Origin of the sequence: Kitasatospora sp. NPDC058492 (genome assembly GCF_042720685.1) — a bacterium.
Lineage (GTDB): Bacteria > Actinomycetota > Actinomycetes > Streptomycetales > Streptomycetaceae > Kitasatospora.
Map to the genome: position 1 here is coordinate 111,106 of NZ_JBHXMU010000012.1, position 21,736 is coordinate 132,841.

Here is a 21,736-nt window from a genome sequence, read left to right on the forward strand (position 1 = left end):
TCGGGGACCGTAGCCGATACCACTGACAATCGGCCGCCGGGCCCGCACCGGTCCGGGACCTGCGCTGATTCGCCGAAAATGACGTACTGTCACACTAGTTCGTTAAAGGATTCCCACCCTCGAATACCTGTGTTAGCGTGCCGCCGCCAGCTTCTCTCATCGCCGAGAAAGTGAGGTCGGGCCATGGAGGGCGCATTCTCCCGACGGGGATTCCTGGGCACCGCCGGTGCGGCGGCGGCCGGGGTGTCCGCCGGCTCGACGGGTACGGCGGCCGCGGCCGGTGCGCGCCGGGAGCCGCCGGAGGGGCGGTCGGTCCGGCCGGGCGATCCCCGCTACCGGACGCTCGGCCAGGGCTTCAACCAGCGCTGGCGCAGCAGCCCCGCCTACATCCGCCTGGTGGTCGACGAGGCGGACGCCGTGGGCGAGTTGAACCGGGCGCTGGACCACGGGCTGCGGCCGACCGTCCGCGGCGGCGGGCACTGCTACGAGGGCTTCGTCGACAACGACGGGGGCGTCATCCTCGACCTCGGCATGATGCGGGGTGTCGCCGCCGCCAGGGACAAGTTCGGCCACCCGACGTACTGCGTGGAGGGCGGGGCCACCAACTGGGACGTCTACACCACGCTCTTCCGCGCGTACGCGGTGACGCTGCCGGCCGGATCCTGCTACTCGGTCGGCGCGGGCGGGCACATCTGCGGCGGCGGGTTCGGCCTGCTCTCGCGGCGGCACGGGCTCACCGTGGACCACCTGGTCCAGGTCGACGTGGTCACCGTGCGGGGCGGTACCGCCGTGGTGACCAGGGCGCACCGCGACGACGGCGAGGGCTCCCCGGAGGCGGACCTCTTCTGGGCCCACACCGGGGGCGGCGGCGGGAACTTCGGGGTGGTGCTGCGCTACCACTTCGCGGTCGGCGTGCCGAAGCCGCCGCCCCGGGTCTGGCTCAGCAGCGTCGCCTGGCCCTGGGGCGAACTGGTGAAGCGGCCCGGCGACTTCGAGACCCTGGTGCGCAACTTCGGTGCCTTCATGGCCGAGCACAGCGGCCCGCAGGAGCCGACCTACCAGGGCCTGTTCGCGATCCTCAAGCTCACCCACCGTTCCAACGGGAACGTCGTCCTGGTGAGCCAGTGGGACGGTGACGACCCGGCGCCGCTCGACGCGTTCCTGGCGGCCGTCGAGCGCGGGATGGCGACGCGTTCGGTGGTCCAGACCCACAGCGCCGGCGGGCTGTTCCTGTCCTACCCGGAGAAGCGTCGCCAACTGCCCTGGTTCCAGGCCACCATGACGCTCAACCCGTCGGGTGACAACCAGCGCGGCAAGTACAAGTCGGCCTACCACCGCGAGCCGTTCAGTCGGGCGCAGATCGCCACCTTCTGGGACTGGCTGGTCCGGGACGTCGAGGGCGTGGACCTCACGAAGACGCTGGTGCAGATCGACTCCTACGGCTGCCGGATCAACACCCGCGGGCCCGGGGAGACCGCCGTCCCCCAGCGCGACTCGATCATGAAGCTCCAGTACCAGACGTACTGGACCGACGAGGCCCAGGACGCCGACCACCTGGCGTACCTCGCCGGGCTCTACCGGGACGTCTACCGGGAGACCGGTGGTGTCCCGGAGATCGACACCGCGACGGACGGCGCCTACGTCAACTACCCGGACGTCGACCTGGGCACGGCCGACCAGCCGGACCCGGCCTACCAGCGGCTCTACTACAAGGGGAACTACCCGCGGTTGCAGCGCACCAAGGCGTACTGGGACGGCGCGGGGGTGTTCCACCACGCTCAGTCGATCACCCTCCCCGGGGCCTGACCGGGAGGGGGCCCGCCACCGGATGCGCGAGCCGCCGCAGGGGCGCAGGGTCGAGGTATGAGCGGAGTGGTCGTGCTGGTCGAGCTGGAGTCGTCCACGGAGGTGCTGGACGCGGGCGAGGTCGACGTGGGCGCGCGGATTCGCTGGGTGCACGCGGCGCCGCCGGATCCGGATGTGCCGGAGGATCCGGGGCCGGTGACCTTCTGCGGCCTCGACACGGCGGACCTCGAACGGGAGCCCTACCGCCCGGCCGGGCCCGGCGAGCCCTGGTACCCGCCGTCCCAGCGCACCCGGCGGTGCCGAGCCTGCGAGGCGGTGCTCAAGGCGCCCTGAACGGGCTCGCGGAGCGCGTCCGGGTTCATCACCGGCCGCGCCCGACCGGACGGCCCGCCCGACCGGACAGGACAGGCCGGACAGGCCGGTCCACCCCGGGCCACCCTTACGCGGCCGGCTTCGCCGCCTCCTCGACGATCCGCCCGTCACGCAGCTCGATCACCCGGTCGGCGAGCTCCATCAGCGTCGGGTCGTGGGTGGCGACCACCACGGTGACGCCCTCGCTGCGGACGACGGCGCGCAGCAGCTGCATGATCGAGCGGCCGGTCTCCGAGTCCAGCTGGCCGGTCGGCTCGTCGGCGATGATCAGGCCGGGCTCGTTGGCCAGCGCGCGGGCGATGGCGACGCGCTGCTGCTGGCCGCCGGAGAGCTCGCCGGGCCGCTGGTTGGCCTGGTCGGCGAGGCCGACCAGGGCCAGCAGGGTGTGCGCGCGCTCCTCGCGTTCGGCGGCCGAGACCTTGCGCAGCCGCATCGGCACGCCGACGTTCTCGGCGGCGGTGAGCATCGGGATCAGCCCGAAGGACTGGAAGACGAAGCCGATCCGCTCCCGCCGCAGGGCGAGCCGGCCGTCCTCGTTCAGCTCGGCGAGGTCGGTGCCGTCCAGGGCGATGCTGCCGGCGGTCGGGGCGTCCAGGCCGCCGACCAGGTTGAGCAGGGTGGTCTTGCCGGAGCCGGACCGGCCCTTGAGCGCGGCGAGTTCGCCGCGGCCGACGGTGAAGGAGACGCCGCGCAGCGCGTGCACGGTCCGCTCGCCGGTGCCGAAGCTGCGCCGGAGGTCGGTCACGGCCACCATCGGGGTGTTGGTGGTGGCGGTGGCCTGAGGCTGCGTCATTGAGGCTTCCCCCTGTGTGTGTCTACCCAGTGTCTACGGACGGGCGGCGCCACGGGTTCACGGTTTCGGGCGGCGATTTCCGGGGTGCGGGTCGGCGTTCCCAAAGGCGTGCTGTGGAGCCTGAGTTATGAAATGTTCATGGCATTCTGGCGGGCGCCCGAAGTGGGGGAGCTGCCAATGCAAGGAATTTGCTCATTACTTACTTGTTAGCGCAAGTCCCTTCCGTTCCTGGATCGAATCTGACAGAGTCGTCCGCTATCCGGTGATCAAATGCCGGTGATCATTGCGTCGATGTGCCCTAAGTGTGTCTATTCGTAGCCGAGTTGTGACCAAATCGGATCGATGGACCGGGCTGGGACGCAACCTGGGGACGTAAAGACCGGGGAGGAACTTGATGCTCGGCTTCGTCGTGCGCCGACTGCGTGGGCGACTGCCGCTGGCTGCCGCCGTGCTGCTCGCAGTGCTGATCACCACGGCCGTGCTGACCGCGCTGGTGGCGTTCAACCGCAGTGTCGGCGAGGCCGGTCTGCGGCAGGCGCTCCAGGGGACAGGCCACGCCCGGACCACGGTCGTGGTGACCGCCGAACACGGGCTCGACCAGCGTGCGAAGGACGAGGCGGAGCTCGCCGCCTACCGCGGCAGGCTCTTCGGAGACCTGTCCGTGCGCACCGACAGCCTGCTGCGCAGCCGCTCCTACGGCTTGCCGGACGGCGCCGGCGCTACCGGCACTACCAGGACCAGCGGCACTACCGGCGCCAGCGGCACTACCGGGACCAGCGGCGCCCCCGGGTCCGCAGTCCCCGGAGCCGGAGCCCAGCCCGACCTGACGGTCCTCGCCGACCTCGACCGAGACCGGACCCACCTGCTCGCCGGCGCGTGGCCCGCCGCGGCCTCCGGCCCGGTCCAGACCGCCGCCCCGCAGGTCGCCGTCCCGCAGACCATGCTGGCCCGGCTCGGCCTCACCGACCAGGCCCTGCCCGCCGATGTGCAGCTGGCGGACCGCCTCGACGGCAAGCCGCTGACCGTCCGCGTCACCGGCGTCTACCGGGCCGTCGACCCGGCCGACGCGTACTGGCGCATCGACCCGGTCCGTGGTCACGAGGTGGAGGTCAGCGGCTTCACCACCTACGGCCCGATGCTGGTCGACCAGAGCGCCTTCACCACCGCCGGATTGGTGCAGAGCAGCCGCAGCTGGCTGCTCGACGCCGACTTCACGGGCATCGGCCAGTCCTCGGCGGAGGCCATGGGCGACCGCGCCCAGGGCCTCGCCGATGACCTGCAGTCCCGCGCCAGCATCGGCTCAAGGACCGAACTGCCCGACATCCTGCGCGAGTTGTCCTCCAGCATGATGGTCGCCCGGACCACCCTGCTGATCGGCGCCCTCCAGCTGGCCGTGCTCGCCGTCGCAGCGCTGCTGCTGGTCGTCAACCTGATCGCGACCCGGCAGACGGCCGAGAACGAGCTGCTCGCCGCCCGCGGCGCCTCCGGCGCCCGGCTCGGCTTCTTCACCGCGACGGAGTCGCTGCTGCTCGCCCTGCCCGCCGCGCTGCTGGCCCCCCTGCTGACTCCGTTCCTGGTCCGCGCCCTGGCCGGCTTCGGGAGCGACCACCAGGTGCCCCTGGACACCGGCATCAGCTGGTCGCTCTGGCCGATCGCCGTGCTCTGCGCCTTCGCCTGCGTCCTGCTGGCCAGCCTGCCCAGCCTTCTGCGCGGCGCCGGAGCCGCCCTGCGCAGTCGCTCCGGCCGCCGCCAGGCCCTGGTCTCCGGCGTCGCGCGCAACGGCGGCGACCTCGTCGTGCTCGCCCTGGCCGTGCTCGCCTACCAGCAGCTCAGCCAGTACGGCGGTGGGCTGTCCACCGACTCCTCCGGCCGGCTCGGCGTGGACCTGCTGCTGGTGGCCACCCCGACCCTGGCGCTCTGCGCCGGCACCCTGGTGGTGCTGCGCCTGCTGCCGCTCGCCGCCCGGCTCGGCGCCCGGGTGGCCGCCCGCGGCCGCGGCCTCGGCCCGGCCCTGGTGGGCTGGCAGCTGGCCCGTCGGCCCGCCCGCGCCACCGGCCCCGTGCTGCTGCTCGTGATGGCCGTGGCCACCGGCGTGCTGGCGCTCGGCCAGCACGCCACCTGGACCGCCTCCCAGCGTGACCAGGCCGCCTTCAACACGCTCGGCGGCCTGCGGATCTCCGCCTCGCACAACGCCCTGATGGGCCAGGGCGGCCGCTACGGCGCGCTGCCCGGCGGTGACCGGATCGTCCCGGTGGTGCGCGAGGACCAGTCCCTGCCCAACGGCAAGGGCCAACTGCTCGCCGTGGACACCTCCGCCTTCGCCGAGCGCGTCCCGGTCCGCGCCGACCTGCTCGGCGGGCGCACCCGCGAGGACCTGTTCGGGTCGCTCGCCCAACCCGCCCCCACCGGGCCGCCGGCCGGCCTGGAACTGCCCGGCCACCCGCTGCGGATCGACGCGGAGGTCACCGTCCAGCAGCCGGAGCAGCAGGCCGGGACGCCCGGCGGCAGTACCCGTCCGTCGCTTCACCCGGAGGCCAGGTTGCTGCTGCGCGACCGCTTCGGCATGATCCACAAGGTCTCGCTGGGCACGCTCCCGCTGACCGGCGACGCCAAGGTCTCGGCCTCGCTGACCACGCTGGTCGACGCCCCGCTCGGCTCGGCCGCCGCGCCGTTGACCGTGGTCGGCGTGATCGTCGCCTTCGGCGACCGGTCCAACGGCGAGCTGACCGTCCACCGGCTGTCCGTCTCCGACAGCGCCGACGGCCCCGCGACCGCCGTCCAGGTGCCGGCCGGCTTCGGCTGGACGGCGACGGCGCCCCCCGTCCGGGCCGTCGGCGACGTGGTGCCCGGGCCGGCCGCCGTCCTCGGATCCGAACCGACCGGCGCCGACCGCCTGTTCACCATCCGCTACCGCTTCGCCAACGGCCTCGGCGACATGGTCCGCGCCGTGCTCCAGCCGACCGGGACGAGCGTGCCGGACACCGTGTCCGGCATCGCCACCCGCGACTACCTGAAGGTCGTCGGCGGCTCCGTCGGCGACACCATCAAGGTGCCGTTCTCCGGGATCGTCCTGCCGGTCAAGATCACCGCCGTGGTCGACGCCCTGCCGGCGGCCGACCCCAACGCGCTCCTGGTCGACCTCTCCACCACGGCCCGGCTGCTGGCCGCACAGGGCGGCGAACTGCCCAACCGCGCCGAGTGGTGGCTGCCCGCCACCGGCCCCGGCGACCGGACCCCCGCGGAGGCCGCCGCCGCCCTGCGCGCCGCCCCCGGCACCCAGGACGTCCAGCTCTACGAGGAGGCCGCCGAGGCCCTCCTCGGCGACCCGGTCGGCGCCGCCCCGCAGAGCGCGCTCATGGTCATCGCGGTCGTCACCGGGGTGCTCGCCGCGATCGGCTTCGGCGCCGCCGTGGCCGCCTCCGCCCGCGAACGCTCCCGGGACTCCGCCCTGCTGCTCGCCCTGGGCGCCCGCCGCAAGCAGGTGACCCGCACCATGGCCGCCGAACAGGCCCTCCTGGTCGCCCTCGGCGGGGCCGTCGGGCTGGGCCTCGGAACGCTGCTCGTCCACCTGATCGTGCCGTTCGTCGTGCTGACGCCGGCCGCCCGCCGCCCGACGCCCGGGGCGCTGATCGAGCTGCCGTTCGGTCAGGCCCTGCTGCTCACGGCCGCGATCGCCGTCGTTCCCCTGCTCTCGGCCTTCCTGATCGGACGCCGCCGTCGAGACGTGGCCGCCCGGCTGCGCCACGTGGAGGAGATGTGACCACCAAGGCCGGCACCACCGTGCCCACCCCGTCGCCCGAGCCCGCGCCCGCCCACGGCCCCGCGCCCTGGGTCCGCACCCGGCTGCGCGCGACGCCGCTGGCCACCCTGCTCATGGCGGCGCTCGCCTTCGTCACCGTGTTCATGGCGGCGGCCTTCCCCCGCGTCGTCGACCGGGGCGCGGACAGCGCCCTGCGGGACTTCGTGCACCAGAAGGGCGTCAACGCGACCAGCCTGCAGGCCACCTCCGAGCCGAACCTGAGCGACCCGGCCTCCGCCCTCGACGACGTGCAGCAGAAGCTGACCGCGGAGATCGGCCGGAACCTGCCGCTCACCGAGACCAGCCAGCTCTACGGCAGCCGGGCCAAGTCCCCGCGCAAGATGTTCAACGAGGGCTACGCCCGTGTCTCCGACCATCCGCCGGTGCTCGGCCTGCTGTACCTGCACGGGCTCAAGGAGCTCGTGACCCTCACCGACGGCGTCTGGCCGGGCCCCGCGGCCGAGGGCGCACCCCTGCCGATGATCATCAGCCAGAAGGCCGCCGAGACCATCGGCGTCAAGCTCGGTGACGTCGTCGACAACGGCAGCGACCTGACCGGCCGGACCCGGTCCACCGTGGTCGGCTTCTACCGCGTCAACAACCCCACCGACCCGACCTGGGACGACGTGGGCTGTCCCGCCCGCGCCTGCCTGGAGGGCCAGGGCGCGGAGCTCCACTGGGCGACCACCGGTTTCGTCACCGACAGCGGCCTGCACCAGCTGATCCTCTGGGGCAACGGCGGCGTGAACTTCTGGCGGCTGCCCGTCGACTCCGCCGCCCTGCGCGCCGACCAGCTGGCCGAGACCCGCGCCACCGTCGGCTCCTTCCTGGTCGGGCGCGGCGCCACCACCCTCGCCGACGTGACCAAGCGCCCGGACCTGCACGTCACCTCGCTCCTGCCCGACATCTTCACCCGGGCCACCGCCCGCTACGACGCCGCGGCCCCGCTGGCCGCGATCGGACCGGCCGGAGTGGCCGGGGTGGCCGTCGTGGTGCTGTGCCTCGCCGCGGCCCTCACCGCCGACCGGCGCACCGCCGAACTCCGGCTGCTCCAGGCCCGCGGCGGCTCGCGCGGCGGCATCCTGCTGCGCCTGCTCGGCGAGGGCGCGGCGACCGTGCTGCCCTCCGCCCTGCTCGGAACGGCCCTCGCCCTGGTGCTGCTGCCCACCCCCCGGTGGGGCAACGCCCTGCTCACCGCCCTGGCCGTCGCCCTGATCGCCGTGCTGGCCTTCCCGGCGCGCGCCGCCGTACTGCTGTCCCCGCCGAAGGCCGTGGCCGGCTGGCGCCGACTCGTCGGCGAACTCGCCGTCCTGGCCGTCACCGCCGCGGCCGTGGCCGAGGTCCGCCGCCGCGGCGTCGCCCCCGGCAACAGCCTGGACCCGCTGCTGGTGGCCGCCCCGCTGATGCTCGCCCTCACCGGCGGCCTGCTGCTGGCCCGGATCCAGCCGCTGGTGGTCGGCTGGCTGGCCGCCCTCGCCGGGCGCGGCCGCGGCCTGATCGGCTTCCTCGGCCTGGCCCGCGCCGCCCGCGACAGCTCGGGCCGCCGCCGGCCCTCCGCGCTGCCGCTGCTCGCCCTGGTGATCGCCGTCACCACGACCGGCTTCGGGGCCACCGTGCTCGACACCGTGGACAGCGTCCGGCTGCGCGCCGCCCGGATCACCACCGGCGGCGACGCCTCCGTCTCCCTCCCGGTCTACGCCACCCTGCCGGAGGCGTTCACCACGGCTGCCGCCGAACTGCCCGGCGTGCGGGCCGCGACCGGGGTCTGGGTCGAGCCCGGGGCCTCCTTCATCGGCACGGGCGGCGACCGCACCGCGGCCATCCTCGTGGTGGCCGAGCCGAAGGCCTACGCCGAGATCGCCCGGACCTTCGGGGTGGGCGAGTTCGACCCGGCAGCGCTCGCCGGGACCCCGGGCGGCCCGGACAGCCCGGTGCCGGCGCTGTTCAGCAGCGGCCTGTCCAAGCAGCTGACCGATGGCCCGGCCCGGCTGCGCACCCCCAACGGGGGCGAACTGCGCGCCACCGTCGCCGGCATCGTCACCGGCACCCCCGCCCTGCCCGACCCGGGCAAGCCGTTCATGGTCGTGCCCGTCGGGCCCGCCTCCGAGCGCCTTCCGGAGCTCAAGCGGACCAACAAGTGGCTCTCCGTCGGCGACGTCGACGCCGGCCAGGTCAGGAACCTGCTGCTGGACCAGGGCCTGACCACCGCCACGGGCCTCGCCAAGCTGATCCGGGACGAGGCCTTGGCCGCCGGCAAGGGCAGCTACGGGCTGCCCCCCGGGTACACGGTCCGCAGCAGCCACGAGGTGGCCGCCACGCTCGCCGCCGACCCGCTGCAGCGCTCCGCGGAACGCCTGTTCTGGTACTCGGGCGCCGCCGGCGCCGGGTTCGCCCTGCTCGCCGTCCTGCTGACCCTGGTGCGGGCCGCCCCCGAGCGCACGGCCCTGCTGGCCCGACTGCGCACCATGGGCCTGCGGCCCCGGCAGGGGCTGGCGCTGATCATCGCCGAGACGCTGCCGCAGACCCTGGTGGCGGCCGTCGGCGGCGGGCTGGTCGCGCTGGCGGCGGTCGGACTGCTCGGGCCGGCCTTCGACCTGTCGGCGCTGGTCGGCGCCAACGTCGGCGACGCGCTGACCCCCGTCCTGCTGCCGGTGCTGCTGCCCACGGCGGGCCTGGCGCTGGTGGTCTGCCTCGGGGTGGTCCTGGAGACGGCCGTCTCCGGCCGGCGCCAGATCGCCACCGAACTGCGGGCGGGGGACCAGCGGTGAGGGAGGGAGGAGCGGTACGGGCCGTGACACCGGCGCCGGCCGCCGGAACAGTGGGGACCGTCAAGGTCGTCGAGATATTCAGGACCGTCAGGACCTTCAGGACCTTCAGGACCGCCAGGACCTCTAGGACAGTCGAGACAGGAGACGAGCGGTGAAGACCACTCCCCAGGAGCAGCCGGTCGCCGAGGCCCCCAGCTTGCAGGAGCTCCGGCAGCGGGCCCTCGCCGCCGCCTCGCCCAAGGCGTACGGCGAGGGCGCGGCCATCGTCTGCGACCGGCTGGTGCGGATCTTCAGCGCCGAGGGCGTCGAGGTCCAGGCGTTGCAGGGTTTGGAGCTGACCATCCAGCAGGGCGACCTGGTCGCCCTGGTCGGTGCCTCCGGCAGCGGCAAGTCCACCCTGCTGACCATCCTGGCCGGGCTCGACGTGCCGACCGCCGGAAGCGCCACCGTCGCCGGCTGCGACCTGCTGGAGATGTCCGCCCGGGAGCGGCTGCGCTACCGGCGGGAGGTGGTGGGCTTCATCTGGCAGCAGACCGCCCGCAACCTGCTGCCCTTCCTCACCGCCGCCGAGAACATCGCCCTGCCGATGCAGCTGCGCGGGCGCCGGGCCGGGGCCGGGCGGGCCAAGCAGCAGGCCGACCGGGTGGCCGAGCTGATGGAGGCGCTGGAGATCGGCGACCTCGCCCACCGCCGCCCCAACGAGCTCTCCGGCGGCCAGCAGCAGCGGGTCGCGATCGCGGTGGCGATGGCCAACAACCCGCCGGTGCTGCTCGCCGACGAGCCCACCGGCGAACTGGACTCCGAGACCGCGGGGGTGATCTTCGAGTCCTTCCGCACCGTCAACCGCGAACTCGGCGCCACCGTCGTCATCGTCACCCACGACCCGATGGTCGCGGGCGAGGTGCGCCGCACGGTCGCCATCCGGGACGGCCGGACCAGCAGCGAGGTGCTGCGCCGCACCGTCACGGACGAGCACGGCGAGGAGTCGGTCAACGAGCGCGAGTACGTGATGCTGGACCGCACCGGGCGGGTGCAGCTGCCGGTCAAGTTCCTGGAGGCGCTCGGGATGGAGCACCGGGTGGCGGTCGACCTCGCGGCCGACCACATCGAGGTCCGTCCGGACGACATCGCCGGGCACTGACGTGGGGGAGGGGCGGCGGCCGGCGGGTCCGTCAGCTGTCGCCGCCCATCCGCTGGAAGAGCCCGCTGCCTTCGGCGTCCGTGCGCAGGTCGGGTGCGTCCTCACCGGCGCGCTCGCCCCGGGCGGTGGCGGTGCAGAGGGCGAAGACGAGCACTGCACTGGCCGCGACGGCGAGGATTCCGAGTGCGGTCAGGACGCGTAGCCAGGTCAAGGAAGTGCCTCCTGGGGACGGTGCGGAGGAACGCCGCCGGGGTTGTATCGGCAGTTCGGTCCGCACGGTCGAGTGTCCACAGGCGGTTCTTCCCGTCGTCCGCCGCGCGAGAGGTCGCCCGCGCGGGCGCTCGAAGCATCGGTAGGGCGCGTCACACTCCCTCGCGCGCCCCTGTAGGGGTGACGGCCCGGCCCTCCGAGGGCGTGGCCAACGCCCGCAGCGCGTCGAGGTCCGGCTTCCCCGCCCCGGTCAGCGGGATACCCGGCAGCACCAGGACGGAGTCCGGCGCGCACCGCGGCCCGACCCGCTCCCGGGCCCAGCGGCGCAGTTCCTCCGCCGTCGCCCGCGATCCCGGCCCGGTGACCACGGCCGCGTGCACCCGTTCCAGCCGGTCCGGACCGGCCGTCGCGAACATCACCGCCTCCCGCACCTCCGGGTGCGCGCGCAGCGGCTCCTCGACGTCCCGGGGGAAGACGTTGTGCCCGTCCACGATCGCCATCGGGCGGCGCCCGGCCACCGTCAGATAGCCGGCCGCGTCCAGGCTGCCCAGATCGCCGGTGTGCAGCCAGCCCTCCCGCAGCACCCGGGCGGTCAGCTCGGGGTCGCGCCAGTAGCCGACCATCGCCGTCGGGGTGCGGACGCAGATCTCCCCGGTCCGGCCCGCCGGCAGCACCGTCCCGTCCTCGTCCACGATCCGCACCTCGGTGTCCGGGAACGGGCGCCCGGCCGTCGCCAGCAGCCGCGGGTCCAGGTGCTCGTCCGGGCCCAGCCTGGTCACCGGCCCGCACTCCGTCAGGCTGTACGTCTGGTGCAGCACCCGGCCCAGCCGCCGCGTCGCCTCCGCCAACCGGCGCGGCGACGGCGGACAGCCGGTGTACGTGACGCGGCGCAGGCTGCCGGTGTCGGCCGCGCGCAGCAGCGGATGGTCCAGCACGCGGTAGAGCAGGTGCGGCGGCAGGTACACCCGGGAGACGCGGAACCGCTCGATCGCCGCCAGCACCGCCTCGGCGGCGAAGGCCTCCTGCAACACCACCGTGCCGCCCGCCGCCAGCGCCAGATCCGCGGTCGTACCGCCGCCGTGGCACAGCTCCGTACAGAGCAGGAACGTCGAACCGGACAGCAGCGCCGGCCGCGGCGGCCGGGCGAACCGGCGCAGCACCCCCTTCGGCCGGCCCGTCGTCCCGCCGGTGAACCGCACCGCCATCACGTCCTGCGGGCGGAACCGCGGGGTCAGCGGCTCCGGCGAGCAGGACGCGGCCGACGCCGGCAGGTCCACCCCGAGCGCCGACGGCCCCAGCGCGAACAGGCCCGCCGAGGGCAGCGCCCGCGCGATCCCCTCGGCGGCGGCCCGGCAGCGGGCCGGATCGAAGACCAGCGCCGACGTCCCGGCGAACCCGGCCAGCGCCACCGACTCCCCGACCGGGCCGTCCGGATGAGGCATCGCGACCCGGCAGCCCAGCAGGTTCGCGGCCAACCGCACCAGCACCGCCTCCGGCCGGTTCCCGGCCAGCACCGTCACCCCGTCCCCGCGCCCGAGCCCGGCACCCGCCAGCGCCCGCGCCGTCCGGTACACCCCGTCCAGACACTCCCGGGCGGTCAGCGCCTCCTCCCCCCAGCGGATCGCCACCCGCCCCGGATCCCGCTCCAGCCCCGCCAACACCAGCCCGGTGTACGTCGGCCCCGACTCCGCCATGCTGCGGCCTCCTGTCTGATGGGACGTCAGCTTAGGGTGGGTGCGGTGATGCAGCGGCGCGGGGGATCCCGGGGGCAGGGGCCGCTGCCGGGGCGTCCTGCCGTGGCCGGACCGGAGTGCCGTACCCGGGGCCGGGAGTTGTTAGGGTTCCCCGTCGGACAGGGACGGGGGACACGTGGGCACCAGCACGGGCACCAGCACCAGCACCAGCACGGGCACGGCCGAGGCGCCGGGCGGGCAGGGGGCCGAGGAGCGCCCGCACGGCGTCCTCGACCTGCGGGGCGTCGCGGGGGCGGCATTCACCGTGGGCTACCCGCCCGACGCCGTCGTGGTCGTGTCGGGCCTGCCGGGCGCGGGCAAGAGCACGCTGCTGCGGCGCTGGTCCGGGGCGGGGGCGGTGCCGACCGTCGACCCGCGCGCCGTGCACGAGGCCTGCGAGGCGGTCATGCCCGCGCGCCTGCCGTACGCGGTCTACCGGCCCTGGGCCCGGCTGGAGCACGTCCGGCTGCTGCGCTCCTCCGTGCGGCGCGGCGGGCCACTGCTGGTGCACGACTGCGGCAGCCGCGCCTGGATGCGCCGCTGGCTCGCCCGCGAGGCCGCCCGGCAGGGCCGGCAACTGCACCTGGTGCTGCTCGACGTCGGTGCCGCCACCGCGCTGGACGGCCAGCGCGCCCGGGGCCGCCACGCCTCCGCCCGGGTCTTCGCCCGCCACCACCGGGGCCTGGACCAGCTGTTCGCCGCCTTCACCCGCCACACGCGCTCCGGCGCGCCGACCCCGGCCCCGGAAGCGGCGTCCGTCCTGCTCCTCGACACCGCCTCCCGCTCCCGCGCCACAGCCGTCCACTTCGGCCCGGTCCGATGAGGCCCCCGGCCCGGTGAGGCCCCCGGCGGAGGCGGTGACCGGGGGCAGTGCCTGAGCCACCGGGAACGGTGAAGTCCCCTGGCCGAAACGGTGGTCAGAGGAGGCCGAGGTGGGGGTCCACGGCGGCGAGTCGGCAGGTGGCGTCCCAGAGGTGGCCGGCGACGGTGCGGTCGGTCAGGTGGGGCTGGGCGGGTTCGAGGCGGGGTGCGCCGCGCAGGCCGAAGACCCGGGGCCCCCAGAGCTGGCCCCCCTGCGCCTGCGGGTCGAGGACGGCCCGGACGATCGGCCACGCGCCGTGGTCCTTGCCCTGGAGGAGGAGCCCGGCCGGCAGGCCGCGCAGTCCTTCGCCGACGGTCCGCGTGTGGACCGGCGGGCGGGGCGGGGTGAGCGAGTCGAGTGCGCCGCCGGGGTGCGCCAGCAGGCTGAGCACGGTGCTGCCGGCGGCGCGGAGGCGTCGGTCGAGTTCGAGGCCGAAGGTCATCTGCGCCAGTTTCGAGCGGCCGTAGGCGTGTTTGGGCCGGTAGTCCACGGCCGACTGGAGGTCGGCGAGGTCCAGTCGCTCCGAGCGGGCCGCGAAGCTGCCGACCGTCACGATGCGGCCCGCCGGTGCGGCCGCGAGCAGGGGGGCCAGCCAGCGGGTGAGCGCGACGTGCCCGAGGTGGTTGGTCGCGAACATCAGCTCGTGCCCGGCCCCGGTCTCCCGGCGTGGCGGATCGTCCAGCGCGACCCCGGCGTTGTGGACGACCGCGTCGAGGTGGTCGAGGGCGAGCCCGTCCACGGCAGCCCGCAGGGAGGGCAGGTCGGCGAGGTCCAGCGGGAGGTGGCGCACCACGGCGCCGGGGACTCGGGAGCGGATCGACGCCATGGCGGCCCCGGCCCGACCGGCGTCCCGGCTGCCGAGCACGACCACGGCGCCCGCCCCGGCGAGCTGCTCGGCGACGAAGTAGCCGATACCGGCGTTGCCCCCGGTGACCAGGACGCTCCTGCCGGCGGCGGACGGCGGCCGGTGAACGTCCCACGGCCGGTTGCGGGTTGTGGACGACATGCTGATGGCCTCCTGGCGTATTCGGGGCTGCCGGGCCACCCGCGATTCGAGACCGTGGCCGCGCCGACAGCCCCACGATCACAGGCCTGACCGGCAGATCGCTGACAGATCGCCGTCACCGCCGTCGGGCCTCAAGATCGTCGAACCGCCGGGTTTCGGACCCGCGCCGGGCGGGGCCCTGCGAGACTGGGCGCAGCAGAGTTCGTCACGGAGAGAGGTCAGCATCCGCATGTCCAGCAGTGCCGCCGTCGACAACCCGTGGTTCCGCCGCTTCAGTCCGTCCGACTCCGCCCCCGCCCGGATCGTGATCTTCCCCCACGCGGGCGGCTCCGCCAGCTACTACATGGAGTACGCCAACGCGCTCGCGCCCTACGCCGACGTGCTCACCGTCCAGTACCCGGGTCGTCAGAACCGCTTCGCCGAACCGGCGATCGACTCGGTGCTGGAGCTCGCCGAGCAGCTCTACCGGGAGCTGCGCGACTGGACGGACCGGCCGCTGACCTTCTTCGGGCACAGCATGGGCGCGGCCGTCGCCTTCGAGACCGCCCGATGCTTCGCCCGCGACGGTCTCCCGGGGCCCGAGCGGCTGTTCGTCTCGGCGGGCCGCGCGCCCTCGCTGCCCCGGGAGACCGCCGTCTACCGGCTGCCGGACGACGGGCTGCTCGACACGATCGTGCGCCTCGGCGGGACGGACGAGCGGATCCTCACCATCCCGGCGCTGCGCGAGCTGATCCTGCCGGCGCTGCGGGCCGACTACACCGCCATCGAGACGTACCGCTGCGCGCCGGAGGCGACCGTGCCGCAGCCGATCACCGCGCTGGTGGGGGAGACCGACCAGAACGCCACCGTCGACCAGGCCGCCCAGTGGGACCGGCACACCACCGGCGGTTTCGACCTGCGGGTCTTCCCCGGCGGGCACTTCTACGTGGCGGACCAGACCGCGGCCGTGGTCGAGGTGCTCACCGCGCACCTGCGCGGCTGAGCCGGCCGCGCCGGGGCGTGGCCGGTGCCGGTGAGGCCCCGGTGACGTGCCCCGGCGGCTCGGCTACTGTGCCTGCGTGACGGGCCGTCAGCCGAGCCGCCGGCGGCACCGTCAGCCGAGACCACCCACCCTGGAGGCCGCCATGCGCCGGATCGCCGTCGTCGGAGCGGGCCAGGCCGGCCTGCAGCTCGCGCTGGGGCTGGTGGCGGCCGGCTACCGGGTGACGCTGGTCGCCGAGCGCACCCCCGAGCAGGTGTGCGGCGGGCGGGTGCTGTCCACCCAGGCGATGTTCGGACCGGCGCTGCGGACCGAGGCGGCGGCCGGGCTGGACCTGTGGGCGGGCGAGGCGCCGGCGGTCCGCGCCGTCCGGTCGGTGCTCGCCGTGCCGCCCGGGGTGCGGGCGCTGGAGTTCACCATGACGCTCGACGAGCCCGCCCAGTCGGTGGACCAGCGGCTGAAACTGGCGCGCTGGCTGGAACTGCTGGAGGAGCGCGGCGGCCGGGTCGAGTACCGCTCGCTGGACCGGGACGGCCTGCGCGAGCTCGCCCGCCGGCACGAGCTGACGGTGGTCGCGGCCGGGCGCGGCGAACTGGCCGGGATCTTCGAACGCGACGCCGCCCGCTCGCCGTTCGACCGGCCGCAGCGGGCGCTGTCCTGCCTGTACGTCCACGGGGTGGGCTCGCCGGATCCGGCCACCGAGCCGCGGGCGCGGATGCACGCGCTGCCCGGTCTGGGCGAGCTGTACCTGCAACCGGCCCTGACCCTCTCCGGCCCGTGCGCGATCCTGCTGTGGGAGGCGCTGCCCGGCGGGCCGCTGGACGCGTTCCGCGACGCCCCGGCGCCCGACGCCCAACTCGCCCGGATGCGCGCCCTGTTGCGCGAGTACCTGCCGTGGGAGGCGGAGCTGTGGGCGGACGCCGAGCCGACGGATGCCGGGGCCGGACTGTCCGGCGCCGTCACCCCGGTGGTGCGGCGGCCGGTGGCGGAGCTGGGCACCGGCGTCGACGCCGTCCACGTGCTCGGCCTCGGCGACGCGGTGGTGGTGAACGACCCGATCGCCGGCCAGGGCGCCAACAGCGCCGCGCGGGCGGCACAGGCGTACCTGCGGGCGATCGTCGAGCACGGCGAGGCCCCCTACACCGCGGACTGGATGTGCCGCACCGCAGAGCGCTTCTGGCGGCAACACGCCCGGCACGCGGTCGAGTTCACCGCCGCGATGCTCACCGTGCCGGACCACGTGCAGGGCGTGTTCGCGGCTGCCGCCGAGCACGAGACGGTCGCCCGCCGGCTCGCCAACACCTACGCGGAGCCGAGCGACCACGCCGCCTGGCTGGCCACCCCCGACCTGACCGCCGCCTACCTCGCCTCGGTCCGCGATTAGGGTCCGGCCCGGGTTGCCTCCGGGTGCCCCGCGGGACGAGGCTGGAGGGGGAAGCGTCAACGGGGGCGGGAGGCGTCGTTCGTGGACGGTCGCGGACCCGCGGGGCGTGCCGGCAGCGGCCACCGGACCGTGCCGCACACGGCGGACCTGCGGGTGGAGGCCTGGGCGCCGACGGTCGAGGGCTGCATCGGCGAGCTGGTGCACGCCGTCGTGGGCGGTTTCGCGGACCTCTCCGGCGCGCGGATCGTCGGCGAGCGCGGCTGCACCGTCCTCGCGGCGAGCGACGCGGACCTGCTCGCGGGCGTCCTGGAGGAGGTCGTCTACCGGATGGACGCCGACGGCGAACTCCCCGCCGGGCTGGCGCTCGGCCCGATCCGCGGTCTGGACGGCGCCCGGACGGTCGAGGTCCGCTTCCGGATGGCGGACGCCGCCACCGCGGCCCTGGTCGGCGCCGTGCCGAAGGCCGTCTCGCTGCACGGCCTGGACCTGCGCGCCGGCCCGGACGGCTGGACCTGCCGGGTGACGGTGGACGTCTGAGCGGGCCGGCGACGCCTGAGCGGGCCGGGGGCGACACCGAGCGGGTCGGGCCCGGACCGGGCGCGGCACGCGGAACGGGCACGGAACGGGGTGAGCGAAGTGGAGATCGCACTGGTCGAGGCGGGCCGCTGCCGCTGGCGGATCGAACCGCGCCCGCCGATGCGCGTGCCGGGCGTGGTCTTCGCCAGCCGCGCGCTGCTGCCGCAGGCCGCCGGGGACAAGGCACTGGAGCAGGTGGCCAACGTGGCGGCCCTGCCCGGCATCGTCCGCGCCTCCTTCGCGATGCCCGACGTGCACTGGGGCTACGGCTTCCCGATCGGCGGGGTGGCCGCGACCGACGTCGACCAGGGCGGGGTGATCTCGCCCGGCGGGGTCGGCTTCGACATCTCCTGCGGGGTCCGGCTGCTGGGCGCGGGCGTCGACCGCGACGAACTCGACCCCGAGCGGATCACCCGCCTGATGGACCTGCTCGACCGCACCGTGCCGCGCGGCCTCGGCCGGGGCGGCCTGTGGCGGCTGTCCGGACCGGAGGAACTGGACGACCTGCTGCTCGGCGGCGCCCGCTACGCCGTCGAGCACGGCCACGGGGTGCCGCGCGACCTGGAGCGCTGCGAGGACGGCGGCGTCCTGGCCGGCGCGGCCCCGGGCGAGGTCAGCACCCGGGCCGTCGAGCGCGGCCTGCAGCAGGTCGGCAGCCTCGGCTCGGCCAACCACTTCCTGGAGGTCCAGGCCGTCGACCGGGTGGACGACCCGGAGACGGCGGCGGCGTTCGGACTTCGGCCCGGCCAGGTGTGCGTCATGATCCACTGCGGCTCGCGCGGCCTCGGCCACCAGATCTGCACCGACCACGTCCACGCCATGGACCGCGACCTGCAGCGCCAGCGGATCGAGCTCCCCGACCGCCAGCTCGCCTGCACCCCGGTCGACTCGCCGCGCGGCCGCGCCTACCTGGGCGCCATGGTCGCCGCGGCGAACTACGGGCGGGCCAACCGGCAGCTGCTCTCCGAGGCGGCCCGCCGCGCCTTCGCCACCGCCCTCGGGGTCGGCCTGGAGCTGGTGTACGACGTGTCGCACAACCTCGCCAAGCTGGAGACCCACGACGTGGACGGCGTGCCGCGGCGGCTGTGCGTCCACCGCAAGGGCGCCACCAGGGCGCTGCCGCCCGGCGACCCCGGCCTGCCCGCCGACCTCCTGCGGGCCGGACAGCCGGTGCTGGTGCCGGGGACGATGGGCACCGCCTCGTACGTCATGGTCGGGCTGCCCGGCAACGAGGCCTTCGGCTCCGCCTGCCACGGGGCCGGGCGGGTGTGGAGCCGCCACCAGGCGCTGCGGACGGTGCGCGGCGAGCAGTTGCGCGGCGAACTGGAGGCGCGCGGCATCGCGGTGCGGCCGGCCTCCTGGCGGGCGCTGGCGGAGGAGACTCCCCGGGCGTACAAGGACGTCGACGCGGTGGCCGCGGCCACCGAGGCCGCCGGGCTGGCCCGGCCGGTCGCCCGCCTGGTGCCGCTGGGCGTGGTCAAGGGCTGACCCGGGCCCACCGGACCCGGGCCCACCGGACCCGGGCCCACCGGACGTGGGCGATGCCGGCGGACGGGGCCGGGACCGGAACCGGGACGGCGACCGGCCGGTGATCGAGCTGCGGTCGCTCACCGAGCGCTACAGCCAGTCGGTGCCCCCGGCTGGGCCGACGGCCGTCGACCGGCACCCGGACGGGCTGTTCGCCCGTTTCTGACCGACCGACCGGTTGGCGATCCGGCTTTCGGGCAGCATGATTGACGAGGTGTCAGGCATGGGCGAAAGGGCAGGATCCACTGTACGAACGGGCCGCTCCGCTTGCCCGTTCGGGCGGATGCCCGGTCCTGGCGGGCCCTAAGGCGTCCGCCGGGCTTCCGGGCGGGTGTCACTCACGTCACTCTCTGTCCCATCAAGGCCGGGTTGGTGTTAGAAACGACTACTGAACCCGCCGGTAATGTCGCACTCCATTGACAGGTGCATGGTGTGAAAGAGAAGTGAGGGAGAGGTGCGGTTTCAGCGCTTGATATCGCTCAACTGCCCACTGACGTTCAGCAGTTCGTGGCACTGGGTGGCCTGCTTCCCCGAGGCGGGTGTACCCGGCTGCTGGCAGACCACGCTCGCCGTCACCGTCTGGTCCTCGGGGACCTCGATGGGAGTCACCCAGTGATAGTCCTGGTTACGGAAGGTCTCCAAGGCGATGGTCGTGATCGTCTGCTCGCCGAACTTGATGGTCAACAGCCCCTGGTCGCCCTGGAAGTTGGCGGCGACGATGTCGGTGATGCGGAAGACCTTGCCGTGGTCCACCCGGTAGGCGCCCACCGCGGAGCCGCCGGTGTTGGTGGTCACGTCGACCGTCGTGGAGAACTGCTGCTCCGTCCCCGGGACCGAGCGGCCGGAGCCGCCGCCCGAACCACCGCCGGATCCGCCGCCCGCAGCGCCGCCCTGCTGCCCCTGACCGCTCGGCGTCGCCCCGGGGGTTGGGGCCGGCGGGGCCGCGACGGGGGCCGGGGTGAACGAGGCGGCCTTCTGCTCGACGGCCTTGTCGGCGGCCTGCTTCGCGGAACTGCGCACCGCCGGCCGGACCAGCGTGAGCCAGGCCAGCACCAGCGCGATCAGCGCCGCGATGAGCGCGAGCAGCCACTTGGGCAGCAGCGCGTGCTGGACGAACTCGCCCTCCAGCACGTGCTGCCGCTCGGCCGGCTGCGGGCCGTCCGGCTTGGCGGCCTCGCCCTCCTGGCCGACGGTGACCTCGAAGGGCCAGGTGGCCGGCTTGCCGAACCAGATCAACTTGCGCGCGCGCACCCGCAGCCGGGTCTCGGCGGACTCGCCCGGTGCGAGTCGCAGCCGCTCCGGGGCGAACCCGAAGCGCACGTCCTCGCCGGGCTGCGCCGGGGCGAACGTCACGACGGCCGCCGTGTTCCCGAGGTTGCGCACCGACGTCCGGTAGCGGGCGCGGAGCCAGCCCCGGCGGCGCCGGGGAGCGAGCGCGGCGCGCAGCTCCCGGAACGGCGTCACGGTGACGGTCGTCTCCGGCACGGTCACCAGCTCGGGGCGCTCGGCGGGCAACACCCGGATGCCGAGCGGGAACTCACCCGCCCGCACCTCGTGCGAGCGGGCCGGGGCGAGCCGAATCGTCACCGTCTCGGACGTCCCCGGGAAGAGCGAGAGACGGGCCGGCTCGACCGTCGTCCACGAAGCGCAGGCCCCGACCACCTCCAGCGAGTACGCCTCAACGATATCGGTGTCGTTGCGTACCGTCAGGGTCGTCGTGGCCACGTCTCCGGGCGACACCGTCAGCGCGGGAAGGCCGAGTTCGGCGGATGCGGTCATGCCGTGACGGTAGGACCGGAGGACACCCCCAGGAGAGAGCCCCGCGGGCAAGCCGCGGGCACACCCCTTGCCCGCGGGAACAACCGGGCCCTGCCCGGGGCCGATGCCCCGCCCCCAGCCAACGCTCCCCACCCCGCCCCCCGGCAACACCCGCGGCCGACGCCATGACATGGCGCCCGGCCGTCCTCACCATGCGTCCGGTGACGCAGACGAAGCAGAACGGAACAGTTGGATGACGATGATCGAAACCACCACCCATGAGGCCGTCGGGGCGACCAGGTCCGTCCAGGCCCGACCGCGTGGATCGGCCGAACCCGCCACGGTGCGCGTGAACGTGAAGCCGGGCCGGGTCCAGGTGGCGGTGTATGCGGAGGACATCATCCTGCACACGGGCGTCGTCCAGCAGCTGAGGCAGCGGCCGGAGGTGGAACTGCTCGCCGAAGGCGACGTCGCGCGCGCCCAGGTCTCCCTGATGGTGGTCGACGGGCTGAACGACGCCGTGACCGACCGGCTGCGCCGGCTCCGCCTCAACACGCAGAGCCGGACCGGGCTGGTCGTGGGCCACTTCGAGGCCGGCGGCCTGCAGACCATCATCGAATGCGGCGTCGGCGCCGTGCTGCGCCGCTCGGACGCCGACCAGGACCGGCTCGTCCACCTCATCACCGCCCTGGCCAACGGCGAGGGCGTCATGCCCGGGGACCTCCTCGGCAAGCTGCTCGACCGGGTCGGCAGCCTCCAGCGCACCATGCTCGACCCGCGCGGCCTGACCCTGTCGACCCTGACCGCGCGCGAGGCGGAGATGCTCCGGCTGGTCGCCGACGGCCTCGACACCAGTGAGATAGCGGCCGAGACCTCGTACTCCGAACGCACGGTCAAGAACGTGCTGCACGAGATCACCACCCGGCTGGGACTGCGCAACCGGGCCCACGCCGTCGGGTACGCGATGCGCCACGGCCTCATCTGAGGACGCCGCCGGAGCGTCGGCGCCGGATTGCCCTCAG

16 protein-coding genes are annotated in these 21,736 nt (G+C 74.6%); 11 read left to right on the top strand and 5 right to left on the bottom strand.

The annotated features are described in order from the left end of the window. The first annotated feature begins 183 nt into the window (after window positions 1–183). Both ACFWPI_RS11285 and ACFWPI_RS11290 read left to right on the top strand, forming a co-directional pair. Window positions 184–1,806 (top strand): FAD-binding protein, encoded by a 1,623-nt coding sequence (locus tag ACFWPI_RS11285; RefSeq protein ID WP_079135336.1) that lies wholly within the window; start codon window positions 184–186, stop codon window positions 1,804–1,806. 57 nt (window positions 1,807–1,863) lie between these two features. Next, complete coding sequence (locus tag ACFWPI_RS11290) at window positions 1,864–2,139, top strand: hypothetical protein (protein ID WP_063346028.1); 276 nt, start codon at window positions 1,864–1,866, stop codon at window positions 2,137–2,139. Window positions 2,140–2,245: 106 nt separating this feature from the next. On the opposite strand, the gene ACFWPI_RS11295 is transcribed toward ACFWPI_RS11290, so the two are convergent. Beyond that, window positions 2,246–2,971: an ABC transporter ATP-binding protein gene (locus ACFWPI_RS11295; protein WP_380371068.1), complete on the bottom strand. Its 726-nt coding sequence runs from the start codon at window positions 2,969–2,971 to the stop codon at window positions 2,246–2,248. 394 nt (window positions 2,972–3,365) lie between these two features. Here ACFWPI_RS11295 and ACFWPI_RS11300 point away from each other — a divergent pair, with 394 nt between their 5' ends. The 3 genes from ACFWPI_RS11300 (at window position 3,366) to ACFWPI_RS11310 (ending at window position 10,679) form a co-directional block, all read left to right on the top strand. Then, window positions 3,366–6,731 (top strand): FtsX-like permease family protein, encoded by a 3,366-nt coding sequence (locus ACFWPI_RS11300; RefSeq protein WP_380371066.1) that lies wholly within the window; start codon window positions 3,366–3,368, stop codon window positions 6,729–6,731. Then, window positions 6,728–9,538: a hypothetical protein gene (locus ACFWPI_RS11305; RefSeq protein ID WP_380371064.1), complete on the top strand. Its 2,811-nt coding sequence runs from the start codon at window positions 6,728–6,730 to the stop codon at window positions 9,536–9,538. The genes ACFWPI_RS11300 and ACFWPI_RS11305 overlap by 4 nt, the downstream gene beginning before the upstream one ends. 151 nt (window positions 9,539–9,689) lie before the next feature. Further along, window positions 9,690–10,679, top strand: a complete 990-nt coding sequence (locus ACFWPI_RS11310) for an ABC transporter ATP-binding protein (protein WP_208869032.1) — start codon at window positions 9,690–9,692, stop codon at window positions 10,677–10,679. A 31-nt stretch (window positions 10,680–10,710) separates the two neighbouring features. Here ACFWPI_RS11310 and ACFWPI_RS11315 read toward each other — a convergent pair whose 3' ends face one another. Then, window positions 10,711–10,890: a hypothetical protein gene (locus ACFWPI_RS11315; protein ID WP_363373094.1), complete on the bottom strand. Its 180-nt coding sequence runs from the start codon at window positions 10,888–10,890 to the stop codon at window positions 10,711–10,713. Window positions 10,891–11,041: 151 nt separating this feature from the next. After that, on the bottom strand, window positions 11,042–12,583 hold the full coding sequence (locus tag ACFWPI_RS11320; protein WP_380371059.1) for an AMP-binding protein: 1,542 nt from the start codon (window positions 12,581–12,583) through the stop codon (window positions 11,042–11,044). Window positions 12,584–12,758: 175 nt separating this feature from the next. Here ACFWPI_RS11320 and ACFWPI_RS11325 point away from each other — a divergent pair, with 175 nt between their 5' ends. Next, complete coding sequence (locus tag ACFWPI_RS11325; protein WP_380371056.1) at window positions 12,759–13,445, top strand: AAA family ATPase; 687 nt, start codon at window positions 12,759–12,761, stop codon at window positions 13,443–13,445. A 94-nt stretch (window positions 13,446–13,539) separates the two neighbouring features. Here the strand turns inward: ACFWPI_RS11325 and ACFWPI_RS11330 are convergent, their stop codons facing one another. Then, window positions 13,540–14,490: an SDR family NAD(P)-dependent oxidoreductase gene (locus ACFWPI_RS11330; RefSeq protein ID WP_380371053.1), complete on the bottom strand. Its 951-nt coding sequence runs from the start codon at window positions 14,488–14,490 to the stop codon at window positions 13,540–13,542. Window positions 14,491–14,719: 229 nt separating this feature from the next. Between ACFWPI_RS11330 and ACFWPI_RS11335 the strand changes: the two genes are divergently transcribed. The 4 genes from ACFWPI_RS11335 to ACFWPI_RS11350 all read left to right on the top strand — a co-directional run bounded on the left by ACFWPI_RS11335 (window position 14,720) and on the right by ACFWPI_RS11350 (window position 18,917). Then, window positions 14,720–15,472, top strand: a complete 753-nt coding sequence (locus ACFWPI_RS11335) for a thioesterase II family protein (protein WP_063346019.1) — start codon at window positions 14,720–14,722, stop codon at window positions 15,470–15,472. A 76-nt stretch (window positions 15,473–15,548) separates the two neighbouring features. After that, complete coding sequence (locus ACFWPI_RS11340) at window positions 15,549–16,853, top strand: styrene monooxygenase/indole monooxygenase family protein (RefSeq protein WP_380371050.1); 1,305 nt, start codon at window positions 15,549–15,551, stop codon at window positions 16,851–16,853. Window positions 16,854–16,934: 81 nt separating this feature from the next. Continuing rightward, complete coding sequence (locus ACFWPI_RS11345; protein ID WP_380371048.1) at window positions 16,935–17,390, top strand: archease; 456 nt, start codon at window positions 16,935–16,937, stop codon at window positions 17,388–17,390. Window positions 17,391–17,489: 99 nt separating this feature from the next. Beyond that, window positions 17,490–18,917, top strand: a complete 1,428-nt coding sequence (locus ACFWPI_RS11350) for an RtcB family protein (protein WP_380371045.1) — start codon at window positions 17,490–17,492, stop codon at window positions 18,915–18,917. 501 nt (window positions 18,918–19,418) lie between these two features. Here ACFWPI_RS11350 and ACFWPI_RS11355 read toward each other — a convergent pair. Continuing rightward, on the bottom strand, window positions 19,419–20,735 hold the full coding sequence (locus tag ACFWPI_RS11355) for a hydrolytic protein (RefSeq protein ID WP_380371042.1): 1,317 nt from the start codon (window positions 20,733–20,735) through the stop codon (window positions 19,419–19,421). A gap of 238 nt (window positions 20,736–20,973) precedes the next feature. On the opposite strand from ACFWPI_RS11355, the gene ACFWPI_RS11360 reads away from it, so the two are divergent. Continuing rightward, the gene (locus ACFWPI_RS11360) at window positions 20,974–21,699 is read left to right on the top strand and encodes a LuxR C-terminal-related transcriptional regulator (protein ID WP_380371178.1); all 726 of its coding nucleotides are present in this window, start codon (window positions 20,974–20,976) and stop codon (window positions 21,697–21,699) included. Window positions 21,700–21,736: the final 37 nt, after the last annotated feature.

Coding starts and splice junctions, on each gene's coding strand:
- ACFWPI_RS11285 (WP_079135336.1), top strand. CDS start 184: ATGGAGGGCGCATTCTCCCGACGGGGATTCCTGGGCACCGCCGGTGCG.
- ACFWPI_RS11290 (WP_063346028.1), top strand. CDS start 1,864: ATGAGCGGAGTGGTCGTGCTGGTCGAGCTGGAGTCGTCCACGGAGGTG.
- ACFWPI_RS11295 (WP_380371068.1), bottom strand. CDS start 2,971: ATGACGCAGCCTCAGGCCACCGCCACCACCAACACCCCGATGGTGGCC.
- ACFWPI_RS11300 (WP_380371066.1), top strand. CDS start 3,366: ATGCTCGGCTTCGTCGTGCGCCGACTGCGTGGGCGACTGCCGCTGGCT.
- ACFWPI_RS11320 (WP_380371059.1), bottom strand. CDS start 12,583: ATGGCGGAGTCGGGGCCGACGTACACCGGGCTGGTGTTGGCGGGGCTG.
- ACFWPI_RS11330 (WP_380371053.1), bottom strand. CDS start 14,490: ATGTCGTCCACAACCCGCAACCGGCCGTGGGACGTTCACCGGCCGCCG.
- ACFWPI_RS11335 (WP_063346019.1), top strand. CDS start 14,720: ATGTCCAGCAGTGCCGCCGTCGACAACCCGTGGTTCCGCCGCTTCAGT.
- ACFWPI_RS11355 (WP_380371042.1), bottom strand. CDS start 20,735: ATGACCGCATCCGCCGAACTCGGCCTTCCCGCGCTGACGGTGTCGCCC.
- ACFWPI_RS11360 (WP_380371178.1), top strand. CDS start 20,974: ATGATCGAAACCACCACCCATGAGGCCGTCGGGGCGACCAGGTCCGTC.